Genomic DNA, 25,276 nt, shown 5'->3' on the forward strand with positions numbered 1-25,276 from the left:
GACTGTAGAGCCGAAGTCCGGCCGCACCAAATGGCTGGTGTGGGCGGGCGCGTGCGGGCTCAGCTCAGGTCCTCCACCAGTTGGTCGAGGGTGGCCTCCTCGTGGAGGGCGATGCTCAGTCCTTCCATGGTGGGCGCGAGGTCGGCGTCCCAGTCGGCATCGACCGGATGGCCTGACAGCGGAAGCCGGGGGACACCCTGGGCCTGGGTGCGGGCGGCGAGGCGTTCGTAGTCCTCGGCGTGCAGACGCCATGGATCCGCGTCGTAGCGGCGGGTGATCCGGTTGGCCAAGGCGATGCCCGGCCAGTCGAAGTCGCCGTGATAGGCGAAACGGCAGCCGGTGGCGGCGAGGGCGTCGAGGAGGGTGAGGGTCGCGGTGGAGGCGCTGCCTGACGTGCAGACGAGCGGTTGTGTGCAGGCGGCGTCCGCCGCGGCTTCCACCACGCGGGGGTTCTCGCAGATACGGATGAGCGTGCCGGGCGCCATGGTCAGCCGCAGGACGTGCAGGTCACGCAAGGTGAGGTGCGTTTCGGCGTAGTTCTTGGTCCGTTCTCGCAAGGCCCGTTCGCGCCAACTGTCGCCCTCGGGGCGCAGACCGTAGGCGAGGACAGTGCTGGAAACCTCGTCCGGGGTGACGCCGGCCAGCCGCCACAGGGCGCGGCGTCCGGCCGCATTGTCGGGCAGCTCGGCGCCATGGGCGAGGGCGATGCCTCGCTGGACGAGCCGCGCCAGCCAGGTGCCGTCGTCCAGTCCATGCGCGGACCCGGTTGCTTCCGCGGCGATCTCACCTCGGCCACGGACCCCCGCTCTCGCCGGTCCCAGTAGCAGAGCGAGGATCTGTACGGCCTGGTGGAGGGTGGCTACCGCGGCCTCAGGAGCCACGCCTCCGGGCACGCCTGATCGGCGGAGCCCGTCGTACCACTGCTGTGCCCAGTCCTCGCCGCCGAGAGCGGACGCGTCCAAGGACGTGGAGACCGAGGACCACATGTGTTCTCGCCGGGTTTCGGCCGCGGACCGGACGGCCCGGCGATCAGTGAGGGCCGGTCCGAGTACTTGGAGGGTATCCACCAGTCCGGTGCCGGCGGCCGAAGCCCGCAGACGTGCGTCCAGCTCGTCGAGCCGCACGGTGACCGTGGTGCTCGTGAGCGTCCTGCCGAGGAGTTGGGACAGAGCGGTCCGTTCCTGTGCGTTGAGGTTGGTTACCTTCAGCGATCCGATTGCCTGGAGGCCGTTGCTCTCCAGGCGTTTGCGCGTGCCGTTCCACAGCCGGTGGAGGTCGGGACCGGCCAGCCAGGTCCGTGTCTCGGCGGGCAGCGTGCTCATACGGACACCAGGCGCCGGTGGCGGCCGTTCCAGGTGTAGTGCAGGGTGGCCACGCCGCGTACATGAGGATCGCGCAGACACTCGTAGATGTGCAGGGACGGCACCTCGGGCCAATTGCCCATGAGTCGTTCGCTGGTCAGCACGAAGTCGAGATCGAGGTCGACGAGGATCCGGCCGAGCCGTCCGTGGGTGGGCTCGTCGACCTTGGCGAAGGCATCGTCGAGCAGGATCAACCGCGGTGCGTGCGGTGCGGTTTCGCCGAGGGTGGTGAAGTGGGCGGCGGCCGCGGCGAAGAGTATGAGGTAGGAGAGCACGCGCTGCTCGCCCTGGCTGAGGCCGGTGCGACTGGTCAGCCGGCGCTTGCGGCCCGGGGCTGCGTCCTCGACCACGAAGGTGTGGAAGCGGTACCAGTCACGGTAGTCCAACGCGGTACGCAGATGAGCGGCATAGCCGGCCGACGGGTCGGCCCTGCGGGCGTCCTCGATCCGTCGCTGCAGCACTTCCCGGAGCCGGTCGGTCTGCTCGCGGGTCCGGAGACCCGAGGGGCTGCGGAGCAGCTCGACGGCCGCACGCACGTCCGTGTCGACGTCCTCGTCCAGCTTCCATTGCAGCTCTACTCCGAGCCCGTGCGATGTGCGGACAGTCCTGAGCGTGGCGTTGAGCGCTGCCACCAGGTTGGCAGCGGTGATGACCTGTGTCGACAGGTGGTCGCCGAGTTCGCCGGCGAGAAAGCGCTGGAAGACCTCGCGTTCTCGCTCGGTGAGCCGGCCGCGGGCCTCGGCGGCCTGGGAGGCGATCCGCTCTCCCACTACGGCGACGTCATGGGAACCGTGGTCGTCCAGGAGGCGGCAGACCTTGATCCCGTCGCGCTCGTCCAGCTGTGCGTCATAGCCCCCGGCGAGCGCGTCACGCAGTACGTCGTACCGCCGCATCAGCGTGTTGTCGGACACGTCGTCGCCCGAGCGCTCCAGCCGCGCGTTGACCGCGTTCGCCAGTTCACGCAGGGCCCGGATTCTGGCACGGGCGTCCGCCGTGAGCAGGTCGGCGGAGCTCTCCGGCAGGCCTGTCCGGTCCCATCCGGCGCCGCGGAGGACCTCCGGGCGGGCGAGGGCCCCGCGCAGGGCGTTGCCGGCGTCGATCACCGCGGACTCCTGGCGGGCCAAGTCCTCGCGAAGTCCCTTCTCCGCTTCCTCGGCTCGGGCCCGGCTCTCCCGAAGTTCATCCATGGTGTGCTGGGCCTTGGGGAGGGCACCCAGTGCCGCCGTGATCCGTTCCTTCGCCGCTTCCTCCCGGGTCAGGATCTCGCTTTCGGCCGATCCGACGGCTTCTTCGAGGGTAGCCAGCTCCCTGCGGGCCGGGCGGAGTGCGTCGAGCCGGGACTGGTAGTCACCCTGCGCCCGGAGACGGTCCGCGTATGCCTTCTCGTACGCCTCCAGTGCGGATCGCTCGGTGCCGGATCTATTGATCGTGCCGTGGACCGCTCTGGACAGCCGCACGAGGCCACTGTGCACGGTCGCCAGCGCGGTGTCGATGCGTTCCAGGGCCTCGGTGCCGGTGGGCAGGTCGTTCGCGGTCGCGGCGGCGTCGGCCGCGGCGCGAGCTCTCGCTGCGCGGGTGCGGGCCCCCTCTGCCGTGCGGGCGGCCGTCGACGCCTTACTGGTCAGGACTTGGAGGTCGGACTCCCTGCCGTTGGCTTCGTTCCAGGCGCTGGAGAGCAGGCGGGAAGGGGGGAATCTCCGCAGCGCGTCCGCCAGGGACCGGCGTTGGGCATTGAGGCGATCCAGTTCTCGGCGTTCGCCGGTGAGCTGTTGAGCGGCCTCCGCGAGCCGGACGTCAAGTTCGGCCAGCTTGCGGCGACGGGTTTCGGCGCGGGTGGCGGCTCCCACGAACTCGGCCGCGGGCTTGAGGTGCCGCCCTCTGAGTGCGCCGAGACGCCAACTGCCGTCGACCTGGACCGCGCTGGCCGCCGCGGTCTCGTAGGCCGGGGCCAGAGCGATGGAGGACAGGACCCGGTCGACGAGTTCAGCTGTGACACCGGTCTGGGCCGGTACGACTGGGCGCAGGGCGGCTGCCAGGGTGGGGCCCTCCGGCACCGCCGCACGCGAGTCGAGGAGGGTGTCGAGGGTGCCCGGATCGAGGACCGAGCCGTCGGCGCTGATCCAGGCGTCCAGGAGCCCGCTGGCCTCCAGCGCTGCTTCCAGATGTGCTCGCTCGGTCGTGGACAGTTCCTCGGTGAAATCCACCAGTTGGTAGAAAGGCGCCCCACTCCCCGCGGTGCGGTCAGCGGCGCGGTGGGGAGGGACCGGGGGCTCCGGGTCGGTCTGCCGCTCCCAGGCCCGCCGCTGCTGCTCCAGATCCTTGTACGAGACAGTTAGCTGATGGACCGCCAACGCGGCATGGTCCCGCTGATCGGAAAGCCACTGGCCGTACGGGTCGAGGACGAGGTGAGCGGCTTGTCCGGCTTCCGTGTCGATCTCCGCGGGAAGCGTTCGGTCCGCGAAGGGCGCGTCCGGTGCGGTCTCGCAGACGATCGCCTCCAGAACGGGGTCGAGAGCTGGGCAGCCGGGGGCGAGCGCTGAGATGACGTGCTCAGCCCAGTCGGTGACCTCGCGTGCGTAGGAGACGCTGGTGGCAACCACCTGCGTGCGGGCATGCTCCAGTCGGCCGGCGACGTCCTCCATCTCCGTCTCCAGCCTTTCCCGTTCGGCATCCGCAAGCGAGGCTTCCGCTACTGCTTCGCGGGTGTGCGCGGAGAGCCGTTGTACCTCCTTGACCATACGAGAGCGGTTCTTGGCCACCGACTGGCCACCTTCCAACTGCGCACGCCATGCGTCCAGGGCCCGCGCGGTGGCTGCCGTGTCGGCAGCGATGACGCGTTGATGTCGCACGGTCTGCGTTTCGCCGTCAGGGTCCGCCACCTCGACGCTCTGTGAACCGGCGATGTCGGTACAGCGCAGAGAGACGGCCTCGCCGAGGTGGCCCGTGGGCAGGCCGGCTCTCTCGGCCTCAGGCATCAGTTCCCGGTGCTCGGTAGCCAGTTCCGCGAGACGCTCCGCCATGCGGCCTACGTCGTCGGACAGCCGTCCGGCCGCGCCCTGTTCGGCACCATGCGCGGTCAGCACGGTGGTGTGCGTGGCCGCGGCCGCGGTGTACAGGGCCGCCACAGTGTCACGGCGCTCTGACAGTTCCTGCACGCTGCGATAGCCGTCACTCGCATGCAGTGCGGCGAGTTCGGCCTGTGCGGCTTCTTGATCCTCCTTGACCGCGGACAGCCGTGCGTCGGCTTCGGCTTCGCGTCCTTTGAGGTCGCTGGTCCTCTTCGCCGCGTCTCCGGTCCTGCGCCGCCACTCGGTGAGGACATCCAGCTCGTGACTCACAGCTGCTGAAGCCCTGCGCAGGACCCCTGTCAGGTAACCGCGGTAGCCGGTGAGGAAGGCCCCAAGCGCCGCATCGGTCCTTTCCAACCTGCCCAGTTCATCGCGGACGGCGTCCAGGTCATGGAGGTTGCGCGCGACCTTCTCCACGACCTCCTCGTCCAGTCCTGGCAGCGTTTCGCTCAGGAGCGAGACCAGCCCACCGGATTCGATGCGGTCCCCGACCGTGGGTCGGCGCAGACGGTGGAGGAGTTGCGTGAGGTTGCGGAAGCGTGTCGAATCGGTGATCCCGAACAGCTCGCGGGCGACACGGGCCCGGTGTTCGACAGCGCGCTCCGTGACGTTCGCGGCGCCGATCGACTCCTTCAGCTTGTCGACCGGCAGCGGTTTGCCCGCCTCCACCAGATGAAGGTCCTCACCCACCCGGAGCGGAGTCACGAAGAATGCCGGGACGGCCCTCTTCGTCGATTTCGACGCTCGAACGGCCGCGCCGATGGTGAGATACCGGTCCCTACCGTCGGCTGCTGCCATGCGGAATTCCACCCAGAGGTACCCCAGGCGATTGGTCTGCTCGAAGCCGTCCAGCATCAACCACACCAGCGTGGTCCGGCCGGTGCCCGTGGCGTCGAGAGCTCGCGCATCACCGTCGAGCAGATACGGCAGCAGCATCTCCAGGGCCTTGGACTTGCCCGCGCCGTTCTTACCGCGCAACAGCAGCCTGCCGTCTCCGAACGCGAACTCCTGCTCGTCGTACTGCCACACGTTGCGGATACCCGCGCGGTGCAGCCGGAACCGGGAGGCGGCTTGCGTGGCGGCACGCTGCATGGGAACGGGAGCACTGAAGTCGGTGGTCATAGGGGAAGCTCCTGTTGTCCGTCGGCCTCGGAGGTCGAACCTGGAGCGGTTCGTACGGTGACATGGGTGGCGTATCTGGCCGCACCGGCGAGCAACATCAGGCCGCTGCCGCTGCCGCTGCGGGCACCTGCGACATCGGTGACGGCACGGCCTTCGGGAACGGCCTCGTCATACCCCTCCGGCAAGCCCCGTCCTGCGGAGCGGAGCGAACCGTCGCGTGCCACGAGCCGCATCCGGATCAGCAGATCCACTACGGATGCCCGAAGCGCCGGCGGATCATCGACCAAGTCGCGCTTCCAGTTGCTGCGGTGCCCATACGCCGCCACGAGTTCTGCAAGGACCTCTTCCATCAGTCCGTCCGGAATCGCCACACCGACGACGAGGCGGCCCCCAGTCGCGGGATGACCCGGATCTTCCGGACGCAGCTGCTCGACCAAGCGCTCCAGGAGAAGGAGTGCGGCCTGCGCGAGTGTTCCGCTACCGGGCAGGTGCAGGTCGGACAGCTCGTCCTCGGGATCCACCAGCGCTGCGCCTTCCGCTCGGATCTCGGTCTCCAGGCCCAGGAGTTCGGAGAATGCCTGGGCTTCACGGCGCTGCCGGGTGCGGAGCCAGTCGCGCTCGGCGTCGGTCAGCTCGTCAAGGTAGACGACCGGCGTCTCCACCAGCATCCGGCGCACATAGGTACGGGCTCCGCCGAACCCAGGATCCGCAGCCCGGCGCACAAGATCGGTGCCGCTCCTGCTCTGCGCGAGCGGCCCGGACACCACAGCGCGAGCGATCTCCCGGTCCACCGAGATCAGTGCCTCGCCGCTGTCGTCCTGCTCGACGGCAGCCACGCTTCCCTCGGTTTCGGTCAGGACGCCCCAGTCGACCAGCTGCCGCAGCGCGGCCGCCAGCGTCCGTTTCTGCGCTGTCCGGCCGGCGTCCTCCCATTCCACGCCCGCATCGGCCGCTGCGGCTTTGATGTCGGCGACCAGTTGCGACAGCAGAACCTGCTCGGGCGCCGTCACCAGCACGGACAGGGCCAGGGCCAGGCATGCGTAAGTGCGCGGTGTGAATGCTGTACCGCTGGAGCGCTCCAGTTGGTGCCCCGCACCGGCGCCCAGGCCCGCTTTGAACAACCGCGCGTACGACGTATCGACCAGGAGCCGATAGCCGAGAACATGCTGGAACCGTTTGGTGAGCCAGTCGGCGTGTCGACGGATCAACGGAAACAGGTCGGCGTGCGGACCGTCCGAGGTCAGCAGCGGGTAGGCGAGCAGCAGCCGGCCCGCGCTGCGGCGCTCCGCGGCCAGCGCTACATCGTGGGCCGAAGGGAGCGTCACGAGGCGCTCACCCGCGCCTCGCCGCTCGGTGCCAGGCCGGCAATGCCCTCGACCGTGAGTTCCAGTTCATCCAGCGTCAGCTCGCCGTCGGCCGAGTGCAGTACGGTCTCACCTCCCGGGATGCGCCGGACCGTGAGGCGGACGCCGAGTTCCGCATCCTCGCTGCACGCGGCGTCCAGGGTGAAGTCGCGCTCCTGCTCCGGCGTCCAGGCCTCGGCGCGGTGAAGCTGCGCATTGCCCAAGGCCGTGGCCAGCAACTCGAGCAGCAGCGATAGCGCGGCCGATGTGAGCCGTATGTGCTCGAAGCGACCGGAGGAACTGCGTAGCTCGTCCGCAGCGGCACGTCTGTCATCCGCCTGCTGCCGCGCCGCCCGCTGAAGGCGCTCCTTCTGTTCGGAGTGGTCCTCCACCGCGGACGCCCGGCCCCGCTGGGCACGATTGCCCCGCTCGCGCAGTGCCACCGGAACCTCGACCACCGGACCGGTCCACCAGCTGGTGTATGCGGGCACCACCTCGTCCGTGGCCGGCGGAATGCCCAGATGCCGGGCGCTGTACAACCCGAAAGCCGCGACGGCGATGTCATGGGCGTCTTCCGGAGCGGCTTCGTCGAACCACCGTGCAAGCCGCAGCAGGTCCTTGCGCCGAGACATCTCTCCGGATGCCGAGCGCAGCATCCGTTTGGCGTTGGCGAGCAGCGATTGCAACGCACGCAGGGTGGCATCACGCAGCTGATCAACCTGGCTTCCCCGCCCCTCGACGTCGGTGAACCAGCCGCGTAGTCCCTCCCAGTCGGCCGGCTCGCGGCCCCGGCTCCGCTGCACCCGCGTAGCCAACTGGCCATCCGCGCCATGGGGAACTCCCGAGAGCCCGCGGGTGTGGGAATCGAGACGTTGCAGGAGGGCGGGTAGGTGGGGCCAGAGTCTGTCGAGGACTGCTGCGATACGGGGCGCCCGGAAGGACACGTCCTCTGTGATCGCCTCGACATAGTCGAGCAGTAGCTCCTTGAAGCCCTGGTACTCGGCGCTGTCGAGGTCGTAGCGCGCGAGTACTTGCCCGAGGTAGGCGTAGAAGTCCCGGATGGAGTCGGCGAACTCCGTGAACTGCACGAAGATTGTGCTGACGCGTTCCAGCGCTTCCTGCGGCTCTGCTCCGCCCGGTTTCCGGATCAGTTCGTCAAGTTCACGCAGCCCGCGCTCGACGAGGGCCAGCAGCTCACTGCTCACCTCGCGAGCGGCATCGGCTCCGGCGAGCACGTCGTCAGCATCCCGTTGAATGCGTTCGCCCAGCTTCGACAGCTGGTACCGGGAACGGGCGCGCTGGTACTCGGAGATGCTCGACGCCTTCACCGTGTGCGTACTGGGAAGGAGATTCCCCCACTTCGCCAGCTGGTCCAGCCGGGTTGTCAGCGTCTCCGCGTTCAGGTGCGCCGCCGGCCCGTCGGCGTCGACGAGTCTGTCCAGCACATCAGGTACGGCCAGATCCGCCAGCAGGGTCCCGCAGAAGACCCGCATGATCGCGACATGCTCCAGCCGTTCCGGTGCGCTCAGATAGGCATAGGCGGTCAGCCGCTGCCATGCTCCGTCGCGTTCGCCCTCCGACGTGGGCTCTTGTGGTGATTCCTCCATGAACACGAGGCTACGCAGGACTACTGACAGCGGGAGGCGGTTCTGGGTCTTCGTGCTCGTGCTCCGGCTCCTGGAGCAGGTGGCCGGGTGAATTGCCCCAACGCAGATTGGTGGAGCGCGCCTGACAGTCCGCGCGGCAGTGACCTGCGGCGTCGTCCCAAAGGTTTGAGTTGCACTGTCTTTCCTGGGACGCACCGGGTGGAGGTCCAGTACTTGGGTAGCTCGGCAGTTGTCCTGACGGAGTTCCGCGGACACCAACCGCGACCATCCGCGGCGCCAGGTGCGGCTGTCCTTCCTGGGCCGAGCGGGAGCGCTCACGTTGCGCGCATCTGCGGGCCGGCGGCGGCCCCGGCAGCTCCACCTGCTGACACAAGCCCTGTCTATGGGATCCCATAAGGCTGCCTTATGAGGTCATAGGTCTGACCCGGCTACTAACTTAGGTTTGCCTTAGTTTAGGCTTCCCGGCGAGTCCGCCTGTTACCGCTCGAAGGGAACCTGATCATGCTTCGCCCTGTGCGGGTAGCAATTGTCGGAGCCGGCCCCGCCGGGATCTATGCCGCCGACGCGCTGCTGAAATCCCCGGCGGCCGTCGAGCCCGGTGTGTCCATCGACCTCTTCGAGCGGATGCCGGCCCCGTTCGGTCTGATCCGCTACGGCGTCGCCCCCGACCACCCGCGGATCAAGGGCATCGTCACGGCCCTGCACCAGGTGCTCGACAAGCCGCAGGTGCGGCTCTTCGGCAACGTGGACTACCCGGGTGACATCAGCCTGGACGATCTGCGCACCTTCTACGACGCGGTGATCTTCTCCACCGGGGCGACGGCCGACCGGGCGCTCGACATAGCCGGCAGCGACCTCGACGGTTCGTACGGTGCGGCGGACTTCGTCTCCTGGTACGACGGGCACCCGGACGTGCCGCGGACCTGGCCGCTCACGGCGGAGAAGGTCGCGGTCCTCGGGGTCGGCAACGTCGCGCTCGACGTGGCGCGCATCCTGGCCAAGACGGCGGACGAACTGCTGCCGACCGAGATCCCGCCGAACGTCCATGAGGGTCTCCGGGCCAACAAGGCCCTGGAGGTCCATGTCTTCGGCCGCCGTGGCCCGGCGCAGGCGAAGTTCAGTCCGATGGAGCTGCGGGAGCTGGACCACTCCCCGAACATCGAGGTCATCGTCGACCCCGAGGACATCGACTACGACGACGGCTCGATCGCGACCCGGCGTGGCAACAAGCAGGCCGACATGGTCGCCAAGACCCTGGAGAACTGGGCCATCCGCGACGTCGGTGACCGCCCGCACAAGCTGTTCCTGCACTTCTTCGAGTCGCCCGCCGAGATCCTCGGCGAGGACGGCCAGGTCGTCGGGCTGCGCACCGAGCGCACCGCCCTGGACGGCACCGGCAACGTCAAGGGCACCGGCACCTTCAAGGACTGGGACGTCAGCGCGGTCTACCGCGCGGTGGGGTACCTGTCCGACGAGCTGCCCAAGCTGCCCTGGGACGTCGCGTCGGGCACGGTCCCCGACCAGGGCGGCCGGGTGATCGAGGAGACCGGCGAGCACCTGCGGTCGACCTACGTCACCGGCTGGATCCGGCGCGGCCCCGTGGGGCTGATCGGCCACACCAAGGGCGACGCCAACGAGACGGTCGCCAGCCTGCTGGACGACTTCGCGAACGGCCGGCTGCACACCCCCGCCTCGCCCGCCCCGGAGGACGTGGAGGCGTTCCTCGGCGAGCGGAGCGTTCGCTTCACCACGTGGGAGGGCTGGCACCGGCTGGACGCCGCGGAGCGGGCGCTGGGCGAGCCGCAGGGCCGCGAACGCGTGAAGATCGTCGAGCGTGAGGACATGCTGGACGCGAGCGGCGCGTAGTCCGGCCGTCTCCCGCCGTCCGGCTCGTCCGGCGCAGCCCCGCGGCTCGGGGTGACGGGAATCGTCATAACCCTGTCCTTGCCGCCACCATCCGGGGCGGTGACGATGAACCGGTGAACGACCACCGCATCGTCTTCGTCGCCCCGGACTTCCAGATCCTCGGTCTGACCGGGCCGCACGAGGTGTTCTCGCAGGCCGGACGGCACAGCCAGGCCGGGCCCGGCTAACGGATCGACGCCGTCGCGGCCGCCCCGGGCCGGTCGGGTCCAGCGGCGGGCTCGCCGTCCCCCCGTCGCTGACATTCGACGAGTGCGAGGGGCCGATCGGCACCCTGGTCGCCGTCGGCGGCCCCGGTATCCGGCGGGCGGCCCGGGACGCGGAGTTCGCCGGGTGGTTCGCCGCGGCCGCCCGGCGTTCCGACCGGGTCGCCTCCGTCTGCAGCGGTGCCTTCCTGCTCGCCGCGGCCGGGCTGCTGGACGGCCGGCGCGCCGTCACGCACTGGAACAGCCGCGCCGAACTGGCCGAGCGGTTATCCGGAGGTGACCGTCGACCCCGACCCGATCTTCGTCAGGGATGGTGACGTCTGGACCTCGGCTCGCTGGCCGCGCGGGAGGATCCGGAGGCCACCGCCATCGGATGCCCGGCCGCGTGCAGTAGCTCCACGAACTCGCGCATCCGCGGGAAGACCGCGGTCGCGGTGGCCGCCAGGCGCAGATAGAGCCGGTTCTTGCCGTCCAGCAGCTCCTCCACCGGCGCCGACAGACCGTACTCGGCGCTCAGCGCCTCCAGCGTCTCCTTCGTACTGATGCCGATGTAGCGCGCGTGCTGCTCCCAGCCGAAGTCCGTGACCCCGTGCGCGGCCAGCAGCCGGCGGCCGGCCTCGTAGTAGTTGGGCTCGCTGTCCACCAGCGTGCCGTCCAGGTCGAAGATCACCGCGGGGAGGGTCATGGTCCCCAGCATGCCGACCGGGCGATCACGGTGCCCGGTCCGCTCCGCTCCGCCCCGGCCCCTCGGCGCTCCGCCCCACCGCCTCGACCAGCGGCAGCACCCGGTGCGGCACGCGCTCGCGCAGCGCCACCTCGGTCCGGGTGCGGACCACGCCCGGGGTGCTGATCAGCCGCTGGACGACGTCCTCGAGATGCGCGTTGTCGCGCGCGACGACGCGGGTCAGCAGATCGCCGCCGCCGGTGACCGAGACCGCCTCGATGATCTCGGGCACCGCGGCCAGCGCGTCACCGACATCGTCCAGGTGCCCCTGGGTCACCTCGATGTGCACGAAGGCGAGCACCGGGTGGCCGAGCGCGGCGGGCGACAGCCGCGGGCCGAAGCCGGTGATCACGCCGTCGCGCTCCAGCCGGTCGATCCGGGCCTGGAGCGTGCCGCGGGCCACGCCCAGGACGCGGGCGTACTCACGCACGCTGGTGCGCGGCTGTTCCAGCATCAGCCGCAGGATGCGGGCGTCCAGCGCGTCGACGGCCATGGGCCACTGGTCTCCTTCTGGTCGATCATCGGGACTCATCACTGTACCAATGGCTCACCTTCGGCTGGCTCGTTTGAGCCATTGCCCCTGGTGATGCTTTCCTTGGCGTGACGATGGCGTTGCGGTCCTCCGCAACGCCTTTGCCATGTCCGCAGATCGAACGATGCCGAACAAGCTGAACAAGGGGCGGGGACCACCGACGTGAAGAGGATGTTCATCGCTCCGGATCCGGGACTCGCGCGGCTGCGCACCGCGTCCCGCGCGGTCCTGGGCATCGCGCTGGCGGTCACCTCCGCCCTGCTGGCGGGGCTGCCGATGCCCGCCGTGGCGGGCGGCGGGCTCGCCGCGCTGCTGGCGCTGTTCGTCGTCGGGGACGCCCGGGTCGGCCAGCAGGCGGTCACCACCGCCCTGATGCCCGTCGTCGGGCTCCCGGTCCTCGCGGTCGCCGCGTGCCTGCACACGGTCCCGTACGCCCGTGACGCGGTCTTCCTGGCCGTGGTCTTCGCCGGCGTCTACGCCCGCCGCTGGGGGCCGCGCGGCCACGCGCTCGGCGTGTTCGCGTTCATGATGTTCTTCATCTCCCAGTTCCTGCACGCCGTCCCGGCCGCGCTCCCCGAACTGTGCGGCGCCGTCGGCCTGGGCCTCGGCTCCGCCGCGCTGGTCCGCTTCGGCCTCTGGTGCTACGAGCGCCGGGCCACCCCGCCGCCCGTCGTCGCGCTGCCGCAGGCGCGCGGACTGCGCAGGATCACCACCCGCCAGGCCTTCCAGGCCGCCGCCGCGTCCGGCTGCGCCCTCGCGCTCGGCCAGGCGCTCTCCGAGGACCGCTGGTACTGGGCGGTCGGCACCGCGTGGTGGATCTTCGTCAACACCGCCCACCGCGGCGAGACGCTGGTCCGCGGCTTCCGCCGGGTGCTCGGCACCGTGACGGGCATCGCCGCCGGTCTCGCGCTGGCCCTGCCGCTGCACGGCGCGGGGGCGCCGACCGCCCTTCTGGTCGGGATCTGCGTCTTCGGGATCTTCTACACCGCGCCCGTGTCGTACAGCTGGATGATGTTCTTCGTGACCGTCATGGCGGGCTCGCTCTACGGGCTGCTGGGCATCCTTCACCCGGGTCTGCTGTGGCTGCGGCTGGAGGAGACCGCCGTCGGGGCGCTCGGCGCGGCACTGGCCGTGGTCGTGGTCCTGCCGATCAGCACGCACTCCGCCACCGACGCCTGGATCCAGCGCGCGCTGCACGGCGTGCGCGACTTCACCACCCAAGCCGCGCACCACCTGGCCGGCGGCCCCGGCGAGGACCTCGCGCAGCGCGCGAAGGAGCTCGACCTCGTACTCGGCAGGGTCAGGACCACCGTCGCCCCGCTCGTCCACCCGTTCAGCCCGCTGCGGGCCCGCCGGGCGCGGGCGCGCCAGGTGCTCGCGCTGCTCGACGAGTGCGCGGACCGGGTACGCGGCCTCGCCGCCGTGGTGGCCGACCCGGACGCGGGGCACGACGAGCGGCTGCTCGCGGCCTGCCGCCGCGTCGAGGAGGCCGTCCACCGGCTCGTGGCGCCCGGTGCGCCGCACGTCCCGGCGCAGCTCACCGTGGTCGCGGAGGCCGCCGAACACCCGCACGCGGAGCACGCGCTGGCGCACCTGCACGCACTGGAGGGGGCGCTCACCGAACTGGTCGCACCCCTGCGCGCGACTCCGCGCGCCCCTTTGGCCGCCTGAGCTGCGACGTGGACACGCGGACCATGTCTGAGGCATGTGCATCGGCCACGAACAGGATGGATCAGCCGCTCCACGGGTAGGACCTTGCGCATCGGAATTCCGCGGGCCGCAGCGGGATGCGGCCCGGGAGCCGAACATCTTGGGGAGTGCGCGGCGTGCTGAACTTTCTGCGACGGACCGACGTCAGGGCGCATCAGGAGCGGACGGTGGGGGCGGAAGTGCCGGTCGGGCGTCCGGCGCCCCGCCCGGTGGGACCGGAGCAGCGGGAAGCGCAGGCCGAGGTCTGGCCGCTGGCCAGGGAGTTCCTGCGGCAGCTGCACCGTGAGGAGGCCGACCCCGACGCCCTCGCCGCCCGTCTGACGCGGGTGCGGGCCGAGATCGACGCGACCGGCACCTACCGGCACACGAGACAGGAACTGGTCTTCGGCGCCCGGGTCGCCTGGCGCAACAACAACCGCTGCATAGGGCGGCTGTACTGGAATTCCCTCCACATCCGCGACCGGCGCCGGATCTCCGACGCCGCCGGCATCGCCGAGGAGGCGGCCGCCCATCTGCGCGCGGCGGCCAACGGCGGACGGATCCGGCCGGTCATCACCGTCTTCGCCCCCGACGCACCCGGCCTGCCGGGACCGCGGATCCACAACGAACAGCTGATCCGGTACGCCGGCTACCGGGGCGCGGACGGCGGGGTGACGGGGGATCCGCGCAACACCGGCATCACCGAAGCGGCCGAGCGGCTGGGCTGGCCGCGCGGACCGGGAACCGCGTTCGACGTCCTGCCGCTGATCGTCCAGGGCCGCGGCGAACAGCCGCGCTGGTTCACCCTTCCGGCCGACGCGCTGTTCGAGGTGCCGATCGTCCACCCGGAACTGGAGTGGCTCGCCGAATGGGGCCTGCGCTGGCACGCCGTCCCGGCGATCTCCGACATGAGCCTGGAGATCGGCGGGATCCGCTATCCGGCCGCGCCGTTCAACGGCTGGTACATGGGCACCGAGATCGGGGCCCGCAACCTCGCCGACACCGACCGCTACGACCTGCTGCCGCGGTTCGCCCGGCGGTTGGGCCTGGACACCAGCAGCGACCGGTCGCTGTGGAAGGACCGCGCGCTCGTCGAACTCAACCGGGCCGTCCTGCACTCCTTCGACCGGGCGGGCGCCACGGTGACCGACCATCACACCGAGTCCCGCCGCTTCCTCACGCACGTGGACCGTGAGGAGCGCAAGGGGCGCAGCGTGCCGGCCGACTGGTCGTGGATCGTGCCGCCGATCTCCGGCTCGGCCACCGAGGTGTTCCACCGCTACTACGAAACGGGCGACCGCACCCCGGCCTATGTGCACCGCTCCGCCGCACCCCGCACGGAGCCCCGAACGGGTCAGGGAACGTGTCCGGGATCGGTATCCGTGTAGCCCCGCCCGTGCGGCCGGCCGCGCCGCGCACTAATGTCGCCGCAGCACACGTAGCAGGAGCGACAGGAGCAGTGGTGGCCGCGCACGCATACATCGGATCATTCACGTCGGCGGGCGGACGCGGCCTCACCACGGCCGCCGTCGACCCCGGGACCGGGGCGCTCACCGTGCTGGGGTCGGCGGCGGAGGTGGCGGACCCGTCCTTCCTGGCGCTCTCCGCCGACCGTGAGGTGCTGTACACGGTCAGCGAGACGTCCGAGGGCGGCGCCGCGGCCTTCTCGCTGGCGGATCCCGCCGCGCCGCGCCAGCTGGGCGGCACCGTGCCCGTACGCGGCAGCGCGCCCACCCACCTGTGCCTGCACGGGGGGCACCTGGTCACCGCCAACTACTCGTCGGGCAGCGTCAGCGTGCTGGCCCTCGACGCGGCCGGCGGCGGGCTCGGCGCGGTGCGCAGCGTGCTGGAGCACGAGGGCGACGGGCCGCACCAGAAGCGCCAGAGGGGCCCGCACGCCCATATGGTCCTGCCGGACCCCTCGGGTCGCTGGTTGCTCAGCGTCGACCTCGGCACCGACTCGGTGCGGGTGTGCGAGCTCGACACGGCCACCGGCGAGCTGGAGATCGAGCGGGAGCTCGGGCTGCGCTCCGGGGCCGGACCGCGCCATATGACCTTCCACCCGCGCGGTGACCGGGCGTACGTCATGAACGAGCTGCGGTCCGTCGTCACCGTCTGCAGGTGGGACGCGGCGGCCGGATCGCTGCGGCCGGTGACCGAGGTGTCGGTACTGCCCGAGGGCGCGGCGGGCCCGGAGAACCCCAACTACCCGTCGGAACTGGTCGTCTCGCCCGACGGCCGGTTCGCCTGGGCGGCCAACCGCGGCCACAACAGCATCGCGGTGCTCTCCCTCGACGAGTCGGGGGACCGGATGGAGCTGCTGGAGACCGTGCCCTGCGGCGGGGACTGGCCGCGCCACCTCACCGCCGACCCGTCCGGCCGCCGGCTGTACGCGTCCAACGAGCGGTCCGGCGACGTGACCTGGTTCGACATCGACCAGGAGACCGGCATCCCCAAGCAGGCCGGCTCGGTCGACGTGCCGGCCGCCTCCTGCGTGCTGCTGCGCTGAACGGCGTGATGCCGCGCTGAACGGCGTGCTGCCGTGCTGAACGGTGTGGTGTGGCGCCGCGCTCACCCCGCCACAGGGACAGCGGACCCCGCAGTGCGGGCGGCGCTGAACGCGCCGCCCGCACTCTTGGTGGAACGTCAGTGCACCGGGGCGCCCTGCGGGGCGATACCGAGCGCGGTCGTGTACTGGGCGACCACGAGCTTGCCCACCGCCGGGTAGGGGCCGAGCGCGTCGGCGCCGGAGCAGCCCGCCTCCTCGGCGGCGGAGTGCAGCAGCTGGGCGGCGACCTCGGGACCGATCAGGCACGGTGCGAGGGCGAGGTTGGTGGAACCGGAGGACCGCAGCTGCTCGGCGGCGCGGGCGATCGACCCGTCCACGTCCAGCGCGGCGGCCAGCACCGGAACCGCGAGCCGGGCCGCGAGCAGCAGACCGGTGACACCGGCCGCCTGTACGGCCTCCTCGCCGCCCACGGTGGCCAGGATGATGCCGTCGGCGGCCGTCGCGACGGTGAACAGCCGGGCGCGGTCCGCGCGGGCCAGACCGGCCTCGGAGAGGCGCACGTGCAGCGCCTCGGCGAGCAGCGGGTGCGGGCCGAGTACGTCGGTCACCTCGGCGCCGCAGCGGCTGTCGGTCACCGCCTGGCGGATCCGGCGGACCACCGACGCGTCGGGCCCGGCCAGCAGCGGGACCACGACGGCGGCGGGGGAGCCGTCAGGGCGCTCGGAGGCGGCCTGCGTGAGCACGGCCTCCAGCGCGGGGAACTCGGCGTCGTCCCCTTCGAGGTAGCCGATCCGCGGGTCCAGGCCCGACAGCTCGGAACGGGCGATGCTCATGACCTCTTCCGCCAGACTGCGAACGGCGGGGGTCGGGGTGCCGGGAACAGCGAGAACCAGCACCGGCGCGCCCTCGGGCGCGGCCAGGGGCTCCGGTCGGCGGTGGCGTCCCGGCTGGCGGGGACGCGGCATTCGAACGGGGAGGCCGGGTGCGGGGCCAGTGGCAGTGCTCATGGCGTCGCATGTTAATGCCTCGTGGTGCGCGGGTGTTCGGGTGGGTACGTCCTAGGGGGGACCTGTCCCGTTCCGTCCGAATTTCCTTCACGTTCGGTCACATTTGGCTGTCCCGATGCACGTGCATCGGGACGTGCAGCAGGGCGGGGTCCTCCGGCAGCGACAGCGTGCCCGAGGCGAGCGCGCCCGCGATGCGCAGGGCGCCGAGCAGCGGATCTCCGTCGGCGGGCACGAACTCCGCCGCGGGGAACACCTCGGGCGCCAGCTCACGCAGCGGGCCGAGCAGCGGCTCGCCCATCTTGAACAGACCGCCGGTCAGCGCCGTGCGGCACGAGCCGTTGGCGGTGGCGGTGATCGGACGTACGGCGGCGGCCGTCTCCAGGATGTGCCGGGCTGCCTGCCGCAGGATGTCCGCCGCCACCGGATCGGCGGCCGCGCAGCGGGCCACCGCCGGGGCGAACGAGGCGAGTACGGCCGGCCGGTCGGGCCGCGGGTACAGCTGCCCCGGCAGGCAGTCGACCGGGCCGAAGAGCGCTTCCGCACGCTCCAGGAGCGCGGTAGAGCCCCCCGCCCGCCCGTCGTGGGCGCGCAGCGCGGCGTCCAGCCCCGCGCGGCCGATCCAGGCGCCGCCGCCGGAGTCGCCGAGCAGATGGCCCCAGCCGTCGGCACGGCGCCAGCCGGAGTCGTCGAGTCCGGTGCCGAGGGCGATCATGCCGGTGCCCGCCGCGACCACGACGCCGGGGCGCATGCCGAGGGCGCCCGCGTACGCGGTCACCGCGTCCGCGGCGAGGGCGAGCGCGCGCACGCCGAAGGCCTCGCGCAGCGCCCCGGGCAGTACGGCGCGCAGATCGTCGCCGAGGGTGGCCATGCCGGCGGCGCCGACCGCGGCCGCGATCAGCGTCTCCGCGCCCGCCGCCCGCATCAGTTCCCGCGCGGCGGGGAGCACTTCGTCGAGCAGGCTGTCGGCGTCGATCCCCCGGTCGGCGACCACGGCGGGCCGCTTGGAGGAGACGGTCGCGGACCTGGCGGTGCCGTCGGCACGGGCAAGGGACACCCGCACCCCGGAGCCGCCGGAGTCCACACCGAGGACCCAGCCGCCGGAACCGGCCATCGGGTCAGCCGAGCCCGCGGGAGTCCTGCTTGAGCGCGGTGTCCACCGTGAGTGCGGAGGCGACCACCATGCTCAGCAGTGGCTCGGAGAGCTGCCGGTGGATCTGCAGCACGTAGTTGTCCGCCGTGGTGAACATGGTCTTGGCCAGGCCCTCCCACGTCTTGGTGATGCGGGCGACCTCGGTGTCGGTGTGGTCGACGATCGCGAAGTTCCAGGCGCGCCAGTTCTCGGCCTTGATGGCGCCGATCTTCTGGCCGTTGACCTCGAACGAGAAGTTGATCTTGCCGATGGCGTTCTGCTGGACGATCTCGCCGAGCGTCTGGCCGTCCGGGCGCTGCACGATCACCTTGGACTTGATGAACTTCGCCGGGCGGGTGAGCAGCAGCTGCGGCTGCCCGTGGGCGTCCCGCACCTCCAGCTTGACCGAGAGGAACTGGTCGACGCTGGAGACGAAGCGCAGCACCTTGCGGGCCGTGCTCTGGCCGACCTGGCTCACCGAACCGAGCGAGCGGCCCTGCTGGTCGAACACGCTGTACTCGTTGTTCAGCTCGATCAGCTTGGCCTTCTGGTTCACCACCAGGATCGGCTCGTTGAACAGCGTGCCGCCGCCACCGCCGGCCGGCGCGACACCTGCCTGGTGCTGCACCTGGCGCTGCACCTTCGACGGGTCGTGGCCGCCGTCGACGTTCAGCTCCCAGGCGTTGCTCGTCTGCTGCTGGGGCACCTGGCCCGGCCGGCCGGTGTTCGTGTGCTCGGTCCACTGGGATCCGTCCCAGTAGCGGAGCAGGTCAGGGGTGCCTTGCGGGTCCGCGTACCAGCCCGCAGGAGTATTCGAATGCGTCGTCACCCGGGCAGCGTACAGTCCGGCTCCGTCAGGGCAGGCGCCAGTCCACGGGATTGGCCCCGAGTCCTGTCAACAGGGCGTTGGCCCGGCTGAACGGCCGGGAGCCGAAGAAGCCGCGGTCCGCGGACATGGGTGACGGGTGCGCCGCTTCGAGCGCCGGCAGGTCGCCGAGCAGCGGACGCAGATTGCGGGCGTCGCGCCCCCAGAGGATCGACACCAGCGGGGTGCCGCGCGCCACCAGCGCCCGGATCGCCTGTTCGGTGACCTCTTCCCAGCCCTTGCCCCGGTGGGCCGCGGGCTTGCGGGGCGCCGTGGTGAGCGCCCTGTTGAGCAGCAGCACGCCCTGCCGCGTCCACGGCGTCAGGTCCCCGGTGGCCGGCCGGGGAACGCCGAGGTCGGTGCCGAGCTCCCGGTAGATGTTCTCCAGGCTGCCGGGCAGCGGGCGCACCTCCGGAGCCACCGAGAAGCTCAGCCCCACCGCGTGGCCGGGCGTGGGGTACGGGTCCTGACCCACGATCAGCACCCGCACCTCGTCGAACGGCTGCTGGAACGCGCGCAGCACATTCGGCCCGGACGGAAGGTAGGTGCGGCCCTGGGCGATCTCGGCGCGCAGGAAATCTCCCATCGCGCCGATCTGCCCGGCGACCGGCTCCAGGGCCTTCGCCCAGCCGGCCTCGACGATTTCGTTCAACGGTCGCGCTGTCACGATCCGTCACTCTAGTGGCTCAGTCGATGACGGCCGCACGCACGCACAGCACGTCGGGGAGATGGGAGACGGCGAGCTGCCAGCTGTCGCCCTCGTCCGCGCTCGCGTACACCTCGCCGTTGCGGTTGCCGAAGTACACCCCGGCCGGATCCGCGTCGTCCAGGCACAGCGCGTCCCGCAGGACGGCGCCGTAGTGCGGCTCCTGCGGCAGCCCCTGGGAGAGCGGAGCCCAGGTCCCCCCGGCGTCCTCGGTCCTGAAGACCCGGCAGCGCAGGTCCGGCGGCAGCCGGTGGGCGTCCGCGGTGATCGGGAAGACATAGGCGACACCGCCGCGGCGCGGATGGGTGGCGATGGTGAAGCCGAAGTCGGCGGGCAGGCCGGCGCCGATCTCCGACCACTTCGCCCCCGCGTCGTCACTGCGGTAGACCCCGCCGTGGTTCTGCAGATACAGCCGGTCCGGGTCCTCGGCGTCCTGCGCGATCTTGTGCACGCACTGGCCGAACTCCGGGAACCGCTCGGGCTGGAAGGTGCACTGCACCCCGGTGTTGGACGGTGTCCAGCTCGCCCCGCCGTCCAGCGAGCGGTAGACCCCGCCGGTGGACACCGCGACGGTCACCGCGTCGGCGTTGCGGGGGTCGGTCACCACGGTGTGCACGGCCTGGCCGCCGAACCCGGCGTTCCACTCCGCCCGTTGCGGGTGCTCCCACAGGCTGCGGACGAACGCGAAGCTCTCACCGCCGTCCTCCGAGCGGAACAGCGCGCCCGGCTGGGTACCCGCGTACACCACGTCCGGTGCGGCGGGTCCGGCCGGATGCAGCTGCCACACGCGCTCCAGCGAGGTGCCGGTGTCCTCGGGGAACTTCACGGCGGGCCGGGCGGGTTCGTGCCAGTTCGCCCCCAGGTCGTCGGAGCGGAACACCGACGGCCCCCAGTGCGAGCTGTCCGCCCCCACCAGCAGTCTGGGCGTATCGCGGCGCGTGTCGATCCCGATGGAGTACACCGCCTGCATCGGGAAGTGCGGGCCGCCGAAGCCCCACTCCCCGGCGCTGTTCCTGCGGCCGAGGAAGAGACCCTTCTGGGTGCCCACTGCGAGCAATACGTCGTTCATGGCACGTCGCCTCCAGGATGGAATGTGTCCGACATCACAGAGTCTCCACCCCGCCACTGACAATGGCTCGCCGCACGGAGTTCCCGCAGGTCGGTGCCGCGTCCTCCGCCCCGTTCGACCGCCGCCGAGTGGCGGCGCTACTTCGAGGTCAACGTGCTGACCGCGGTCCGGATGACCCGCGGCTGTCTGCCCGGCATGGTGGAACGTTCCTGGGGGCCCTGGTGTGGGTGGGGCCGGCGATCACGGAGTTGACGGTGACACCGGTGCCGGCCGCCTCCTTCGCGAAGCCCCGGGAGACCGCGAGCAGCGCCGGCGGCGCGGTCCGGGTCGACGGTGGATACGTGGACTCGATCGTCCCGTAGCGCCGTCCTCCGCCCCCGGACCGGCCGGACCGGGGACGGAGGGCGGGTCTCAGATGGCCCATCCGTACTGGTCGGGAACGCGGGATTCCGCGCCCAGTTCGCGCGCCGCGCGCAGCGCCCAGTGGGGGTCGCGCAGCAGTTCGCGGCCGAGCAGGACGGCGTCGGCGCGGCCGGAGGCGATGATCTCCTCGGCCTGCCGGACATCGGTGATCATGCCGACCGCCGCCACCGGCAGATCGGTCTCCGTCCTGACCCGCTCGGCGAAGGACACCTGGTAGCCGGGGCCGGTCGGGATCCGGACCTTGGGGACGTTGCCGCCGGTCGAGACGTCGAGCAGGTCGACGCCGTGGGCGCGCAGTTCCTTCGCCAGCCGGACGGTCTCGTCCGCGGTCCAGCCCTCGCCGGTGCCGTTCTCCGTCAGCCAGTCGGTCGCGGACACCCGGAAGAACACCGGCAGCTCCGCGGGCCACACCGCGCGCACCGCGTCGACGACCTCCAGCGCGAGGCGGATCCGGTTCTCGAAGCTGCCGCCGTACTCGTCGGTGCGGTGGTTGCTGTGCGGGGAGAGGAACTCGTGGATCAGGTAGCCGTGCGCGCCGTGCACCTCGACGACCTGGAAGCCGGCCGCGAGCGCCCGCCGGGCCGAGTCCGCGAACCGCTCGGTGATCTCCCGGATCTGTTCGACGGTCAGCTCCCGCGGTACGGGGTGGCCGTCGGCGAACGGCGCCGGGCTCGGGCCCGCGGGCTGCCAGCCGTGGTTCTCCGCGCCCACCGGGCCGCCGCCGCGCCAGGGCCGGTCCGTCGACGCCTTGCGTCCGGCGTGGGCGAGCTGGATGCCCGGAACGGTGCCCCGCTCCTTGAGGAAGTTGGTGATCCGGCCGAACGCCGCCTGCTGCCGGTCGTTCCACAGCCCGAGGTCGGCCGGGCTGATGCGGCCCTCCGGGCTCACCGCCGTCGCCTCGGTGAGGATCAGGCCCGTGCCACCGGTCGCCCGGGCGGCGAGGTGCGCGAAGTGCCAGTCCTGCGGTACGCCCTGCTCCGGACCGTCGACCGCCGCGCTGTACTGGCACATCGGTGCCATCCAGACGCGGTTGGGGATCGTCAGGGACCGCAAGGTGTAGGGCTCGAACAGTGCGCTCATGGCGCTCTCCTCGTCATAGGGCTCACCGGATCGACTCACCGGACGCCTTCTACGATAGCCATCGTAATACGGCGGATGTCAAACTACGAGAGAACTCGTACTATGGACGCATGACACCGCAGACCGCCCCCGCCGCCCGTGCGCTGGAGCACCCGGAGCGCACGGCCATCCGCCTCGAAGGCGTGCTCCATGCGCTGTCCGACCCCATGCGGCTGCATGTGGTGCGCACCCTGGCCGCCGCCGAGACCGAGCTGGCCTGCTCCGATGTCGACCTGCCGGTCAGCAAGTCCACCACCACGCACCACTTCCGGGTGCTGCGCGAGGCCGGGGTCATCGAGCAGAACTACCGGGGCACGTCCAAGATGAGCGGCCTGCGCCGCGAGGATCTGGACGCGCTGGTCCCCAACCTCCTGGACTCGGTGCTGGCGGCGGCCGAGGGGCAGTGCGAACGGATCCACCCAGGAGCGACCGCCGCCCGTTGAGGCCGCCTCCCGGTTCGGGTCAGGCGGCCAGTCGCGCGGCGGCCAGCAGCCCCGCCCAGTCCTGGATCTTGACGGTGCCCCGGTCGAGCGACCGGCCCAGCGCCATCTCCGCGGCCTCGATCGACAGCCAGCCCGGCCACGCCACCGGATCGCCGCCGCCCGACCGCAGCGCCTCCAGCGGATCGCGGGGGAGCGACCTGGCCAGCAACCGCGGTACGTCCTCGAGCAGCGCCGCCACCGTCTGCTTGGCACAGGGCCGGTTGGTGCCTATCACCCCGGTCGGCCCGCGCTTGATCCAGCCGGCGACGTACTCCCCGGGCGAGGGCACACCGTCCCGCAGCACGCGGCCGCCGTCGTTCGGCACCACCGCGTGCCGTTCGTCGAACGGCAGACCGGGCAGCGGCACGCCCTGATATCCCACCGAGCGCAGCACGAGCTGCGCTTCGATCTCCTCCGACTGCCCCGTCCCGCGCACTCCGCCCAGCCCGTCGGGCAGCGTCCGCTCGAAACGGACGCCCGACACCCGCCCGTCACCGAGGAGTCCGGCCGGACGCAGGAAGAACCGCAGATGGATCCGGCGCGGCCGGCCCTCCGGGACCCGCGTGGTCCATTCGCGCAGCACCTCGACATTGCGACGGGCCACGGCGGGCAGCGCGGAAGGGTCGGCGTACCCGGGATCGAGCGCCAACTCGTCGGCGTGCACGATGACATCGGCGCCGGACAGCCCGCCCAGCTCGCGCAGCTCCTTGGTGGTGAACTTCGCCTGTGAAGGACCACGCCGCCCCACCATGTGCACATCGGTGACCTGGCTGGCGTCCAGCGCGGTGAGCGCCGACTGCGGGATGTCGGTGTGCCGCAACTCGTCCGCACCGCGCGCCAGTACCCGGGCCACGTCGACCGCGACATTGCCGACCCCGATCACCACCGCCGACCGGGCCAGCAGCGCGAACTCCTCCGGCGGTTCGTCCGGGTGGGCGCTGTACCAGGAGACGAACCGGGTGGCGGAGTAACTGCCGGGCAGATCCTCGCCCGGTACGCCCAGCCGCCGGTCGGCGGCGGCGCCGAAGCAGTAGACCACCGCGTGGTAGAGCTCGCCGAGCTGCTCGGGGCCGAGCGCCGGCCCCACCTCGACATTGCCGAGGAAACGCACCCGCGGGTCCTCCAGCACCTGCCGCAGATTGCCCTGCAGGGACTTGATCTTCTCGTGGTCCGGCGCCACTCCGTAGCGCACCAGGCCGTACGGGCACGGCAGCCGGTCGAGGACATCCACCGCCACGTCCGGCACGGTGGTCTGACGGGTCAGCGCCTCGGCCACATACACGCCGCTGGGACCTGAACCGACTACTGCGACACGAAGCACGAGCTGGCTCCTTCCGCCGTGGACGACCTGGCGCGCGATGGAGAGCGGGCTCCCGACGCCCTGCGGCCCCTCCCCCAGCAGCGCTGGGAGGGGCCCCCAGGCGTTGTCGTCGGTCGACGACGCTCCGCGTCGCCTCCCTCCTCCGCCTTGGATCCGGAGCCGCATGACGCCGCTCGCTGATCCGCCCTCCATCGCGCGCCAGGTCGTAAGCCCAGCATGCGCCATCCCCGTGCGTTGCGGGAGTGGCGCGCGCAGCTCGCCGCTCAGGGGCGGACCCTCAGGGCAGTGGCGAGCGCGCCGGGCGGCGGGTGTCCGCCGCGGCCAAGGGTCCGGCGTCGGCGGGCGGCGGAACGCCCAGTTCCCAGTCCAGGCCGTACCTGGTGAACAGCTCGGCCCGCAGCCGCGGCAGCGGCATCGGGACGCCGGGCACCAGGAGCGCGACCACCGCGCCCATCAGGAGCGCGCGCATCATCGGGTACTCCGTCCCGGGATCCTCCGCGCCCCACCGCACGACCGTGTCCTGCAGCAGTGCGGCGAGCCGCTGCTGCTCGGAACACTGGATGAAACCCTCGGCCTGCAAGATCGACGCCATATGCGTGCGCATCAATTTCGTGTGCGTCTGGGTCAGGCCCAGAATCGCGTCGATGGCCCGCGCCATCCGCTCCTGGCCGTCCTCGGTCTGCGGCTCCCGTTCCAGTGCCGCCGCCAGCTCCAGATGCATCAGGCGGTGCACCGCGGACTGCACGAGCTGGCGTTTTCCCGGAAAGTAGTACGACACCAGGCCACGCGCGGTGCCCGCCCGGTCGGCGATGTCGGCGAGGGTGGTGGCCTCGTAGCCGCGTTCCTCGATCAGTTCCACCGTCGCCTGGAGGAGCCGTTCCCGGGAACGCCGCCGCATCTCTTCATTGACCGATGCGCTTCGGGGAGACATGCTTTACTCCTGCGTTGACTGGCTCTCAGCCAATATACTCAACGCACCCCCGCCGGGCCTACACGGCCATGCGGGGAACGGGGGCCTGGATCGGCGCCCGGCGGCGCGGGGGACCGCCGGGCGTCGACCCGGTCACAGCG

19 protein-coding genes and 3 pseudogenes are annotated in these 25,276 nt (G+C 71.3%); 7 read left to right on the forward strand and 15 right to left on the reverse strand.

The annotated features are described in order from the left end of the window. Positions 1–59: 59 nt before the first annotated feature. The 4 genes from O3W51_RS23405 to O3W51_RS23420 are packed head-to-tail and all read right to left on the reverse strand — an operon-like array spanning position 60 to position 8,501. On the reverse strand, positions 60–1,322 hold the full coding sequence (locus tag O3W51_RS23405; RefSeq protein ID WP_138353909.1) for a TIGR02679 family protein: 1,263 nt from the start codon (positions 1,320–1,322) through the stop codon (positions 60–62). Next, on the reverse strand, positions 1,319–5,551 hold the full coding sequence (locus tag O3W51_RS23410; RefSeq protein WP_198357444.1) for a TIGR02680 family protein: 4,233 nt from the start codon (positions 5,549–5,551) through the stop codon (positions 1,319–1,321). Before O3W51_RS23410 ends, O3W51_RS23405 begins: the two co-directional genes overlap by 4 nt. Further along, positions 5,548–6,876 carry a TIGR02678 family protein gene (locus O3W51_RS23415; protein WP_198357443.1) on the reverse strand — a complete coding sequence of 443 codons (1,329 nt, stop codon included), beginning with the start codon at positions 6,874–6,876 and terminating at the stop codon, positions 5,548–5,550. The genes O3W51_RS23410 and O3W51_RS23415 overlap by 4 nt, the downstream gene beginning before the upstream one ends. Further along, positions 6,873–8,501, reverse strand: a complete 1,629-nt coding sequence (locus tag O3W51_RS23420; RefSeq protein ID WP_198357442.1) for a TIGR02677 family protein — start codon at positions 8,499–8,501, stop codon at positions 6,873–6,875. The genes O3W51_RS23415 and O3W51_RS23420 overlap by 4 nt, the downstream gene beginning before the upstream one ends. A 501-nt stretch (positions 8,502–9,002) precedes the next feature. On the opposite strand from O3W51_RS23420, the gene O3W51_RS23425 reads away from it, so the two are divergent. Then, positions 9,003–10,367, forward strand: coding sequence for an FAD-dependent oxidoreductase (locus tag O3W51_RS23425; RefSeq protein WP_138353905.1), 1,365 nt, complete (start codon positions 9,003–9,005; stop codon positions 10,365–10,367). A 295-nt stretch (positions 10,368–10,662) separates the two neighbouring features. Next, positions 10,663–10,947, forward strand: a complete 285-nt coding sequence (locus tag O3W51_RS23430; RefSeq protein WP_244809804.1) for a DJ-1/PfpI family protein — start codon at positions 10,663–10,665, stop codon at positions 10,945–10,947. 20 nt (positions 10,948–10,967) lie between these two features. Here O3W51_RS23430 and O3W51_RS23435 read toward each other — a convergent pair. Both O3W51_RS23435 and O3W51_RS23440 read right to left on the reverse strand, forming a co-directional pair. Then, positions 10,968–11,327: pseudogene (locus tag O3W51_RS23435) on the reverse strand (HAD family hydrolase); the annotation flags it as partial. A gap of 13 nt (positions 11,328–11,340) precedes the next feature. Continuing rightward, complete coding sequence (locus O3W51_RS23440) at positions 11,341–11,847, reverse strand: Lrp/AsnC family transcriptional regulator (protein WP_138353904.1); 507 nt, start codon at positions 11,845–11,847, stop codon at positions 11,341–11,343. 210 nt (positions 11,848–12,057) lie between these two features. Here O3W51_RS23440 and O3W51_RS23445 point away from each other — a divergent pair, with 210 nt between their 5' ends. The 3 genes from O3W51_RS23445 to O3W51_RS23455 all read left to right on the forward strand — a co-directional run bounded on the left by O3W51_RS23445 (position 12,058) and on the right by O3W51_RS23455 (position 16,084). After that, positions 12,058–13,557, forward strand: coding sequence for an FUSC family protein (locus tag O3W51_RS23445; protein WP_138353930.1), 1,500 nt, complete (start codon positions 12,058–12,060; stop codon positions 13,555–13,557). A 146-nt stretch (positions 13,558–13,703) separates the two neighbouring features. After that, positions 13,704–14,963: a nitric oxide synthase oxygenase gene (locus O3W51_RS23450; protein ID WP_443048330.1), complete on the forward strand. Its 1,260-nt coding sequence runs from the start codon at positions 13,704–13,706 to the stop codon at positions 14,961–14,963. Between the two features lie 74 nt (positions 14,964–15,037). Then, entirely contained in the window at positions 15,038–16,084 is a 1,047-nt protein-coding gene (locus O3W51_RS23455; RefSeq protein ID WP_138353902.1) for a lactonase family protein, read from the forward strand. 137 nt (positions 16,085–16,221) lie between these two features. On the opposite strand, the gene O3W51_RS23460 is transcribed toward O3W51_RS23455, so the two are convergent. The 5 genes from O3W51_RS23460 to O3W51_RS23480 all read right to left on the reverse strand — a co-directional run bounded on the left by O3W51_RS23460 (position 16,222) and on the right by O3W51_RS23480 (position 20,860). Beyond that, positions 16,222–17,091 (reverse strand): sirohydrochlorin chelatase, encoded by an 870-nt coding sequence (locus O3W51_RS23460; RefSeq protein WP_138353901.1) that lies wholly within the window; start codon positions 17,089–17,091, stop codon positions 16,222–16,224. 97 nt (positions 17,092–17,188) lie between these two features. Then, complete coding sequence (locus O3W51_RS23465) at positions 17,189–18,202, reverse strand: N-acetylglucosamine kinase (protein ID WP_138353900.1); 1,014 nt, start codon at positions 18,200–18,202, stop codon at positions 17,189–17,191. 4 nt (positions 18,203–18,206) lie between these two features. After that, a complete protein-coding gene (locus tag O3W51_RS23470) occupies positions 18,207–19,049 on the reverse strand; it encodes a phospholipid scramblase-related protein (RefSeq protein WP_138353899.1) in 843 nt (280 codons plus the stop codon). 25 nt (positions 19,050–19,074) lie between these two features. Next, positions 19,075–19,752, reverse strand: coding sequence for a uracil-DNA glycosylase (locus O3W51_RS23475; protein WP_138353898.1), 678 nt, complete (start codon positions 19,750–19,752; stop codon positions 19,075–19,077). A 19-nt stretch (positions 19,753–19,771) separates the two neighbouring features. Then, the gene (locus O3W51_RS23480) at positions 19,772–20,860 is read right to left on the reverse strand and encodes a WD40/YVTN/BNR-like repeat-containing protein (protein WP_198357440.1); all 1,089 of its coding nucleotides are present in this window, start codon (positions 20,858–20,860) and stop codon (positions 19,772–19,774) included. Between the two features lie 120 nt (positions 20,861–20,980). On the opposite strand from O3W51_RS23480, the pseudogene O3W51_RS23485 reads away from it, so the two are divergent. Continuing rightward, positions 20,981–21,076 (forward strand): annotated as a pseudogene (locus O3W51_RS23485) (oxidoreductase); the annotation flags it as partial. A gap of 4 nt (positions 21,077–21,080) precedes the next feature. On the opposite strand, the pseudogene O3W51_RS48500 reads toward O3W51_RS23485, so the two are convergent. Both O3W51_RS48500 and O3W51_RS23490 read right to left on the reverse strand, forming a co-directional pair. Beyond that, positions 21,081–21,170, reverse strand: a pseudogene (locus tag O3W51_RS48500) (oxidoreductase); the annotation flags it as partial. Positions 21,171–21,271: 101 nt separating this feature from the next. Beyond that, a complete protein-coding gene (locus O3W51_RS23490) occupies positions 21,272–22,363 on the reverse strand; it encodes an NADH:flavin oxidoreductase/NADH oxidase (protein WP_269287296.1) in 1,092 nt (363 codons plus the stop codon). Positions 22,364–22,473: 110 nt separating this feature from the next. On the opposite strand from O3W51_RS23490, the gene O3W51_RS23495 reads away from it, so the two are divergent. Next, positions 22,474–22,845 carry an ArsR/SmtB family transcription factor gene (locus tag O3W51_RS23495; RefSeq protein WP_269287298.1) on the forward strand — a complete coding sequence of 124 codons (372 nt, stop codon included), beginning with the start codon at positions 22,474–22,476 and terminating at the stop codon, positions 22,843–22,845. A 19-nt stretch (positions 22,846–22,864) separates the two neighbouring features. On the opposite strand, the gene O3W51_RS23500 is transcribed toward O3W51_RS23495, so the two are convergent. Further along, the gene (locus tag O3W51_RS23500) at positions 22,865–24,205 is read right to left on the reverse strand and encodes an FAD-dependent oxidoreductase (protein ID WP_138353894.1); all 1,341 of its coding nucleotides are present in this window, start codon (positions 24,203–24,205) and stop codon (positions 22,865–22,867) included. Positions 24,206–24,482: 277 nt separating this feature from the next. After that, a complete protein-coding gene (locus O3W51_RS23505) occupies positions 24,483–25,136 on the reverse strand; it encodes a TetR/AcrR family transcriptional regulator (RefSeq protein ID WP_138353893.1) in 654 nt (217 codons plus the stop codon). Positions 25,137–25,276: the final 140 nt, after the last annotated feature.

Source organism: Streptomyces sp. H39-C1 (assembly GCF_027158125.1).
GTDB lineage: Bacteria > Actinomycetota > Actinomycetes > Streptomycetales > Streptomycetaceae > Actinacidiphila > Actinacidiphila fildesensis.

Bases quoted from the DNA above. Each gene is read 5' to 3' on its own strand.
- O3W51_RS23405 (WP_138353909.1), bottom strand. From the start codon at position 1,322: ATGAGCACGCTGCCCGCCGAGACACGGACCTGGCTGGCCGGTCCCGAC.
- O3W51_RS23410 (WP_198357444.1), bottom strand. From the start codon at position 5,551: ATGACCACCGACTTCAGTGCTCCCGTTCCCATGCAGCGTGCCGCCACG.
- O3W51_RS23420 (WP_198357442.1), bottom strand. From the start codon at position 8,501: ATGGAGGAATCACCACAAGAGCCCACGTCGGAGGGCGAACGCGACGGA.
- O3W51_RS23425 (WP_138353905.1), top strand. From the start codon at position 9,003: ATGCTTCGCCCTGTGCGGGTAGCAATTGTCGGAGCCGGCCCCGCCGGG.
- O3W51_RS23440 (WP_138353904.1), bottom strand. From the start codon at position 11,847: ATGGCCGTCGACGCGCTGGACGCCCGCATCCTGCGGCTGATGCTGGAA.
- O3W51_RS23445 (WP_138353930.1), top strand. From the start codon at position 12,058: ATGTTCATCGCTCCGGATCCGGGACTCGCGCGGCTGCGCACCGCGTCC.
- O3W51_RS23460 (WP_138353901.1), bottom strand. From the start codon at position 17,091: ATGAGCACTGCCACTGGCCCCGCACCCGGCCTCCCCGTTCGAATGCCG.
- O3W51_RS23465 (WP_138353900.1), bottom strand. From the start codon at position 18,202: ATGGCCGGTTCCGGCGGCTGGGTCCTCGGTGTGGACTCCGGCGGCTCC.
- O3W51_RS23480 (WP_198357440.1), bottom strand. From the start codon at position 20,860: ATGAACGACGTATTGCTCGCAGTGGGCACCCAGAAGGGTCTCTTCCTC.
- O3W51_RS23490 (WP_269287296.1), bottom strand. From the start codon at position 22,363: ATGAGCGCACTGTTCGAGCCCTACACCTTGCGGTCCCTGACGATCCCC.
- O3W51_RS23495 (WP_269287298.1), top strand. From the start codon at position 22,474: ATGACACCGCAGACCGCCCCCGCCGCCCGTGCGCTGGAGCACCCGGAG.
- O3W51_RS23505 (WP_138353893.1), bottom strand. From the start codon at position 25,136: ATGTCTCCCCGAAGCGCATCGGTCAATGAAGAGATGCGGCGGCGTTCC.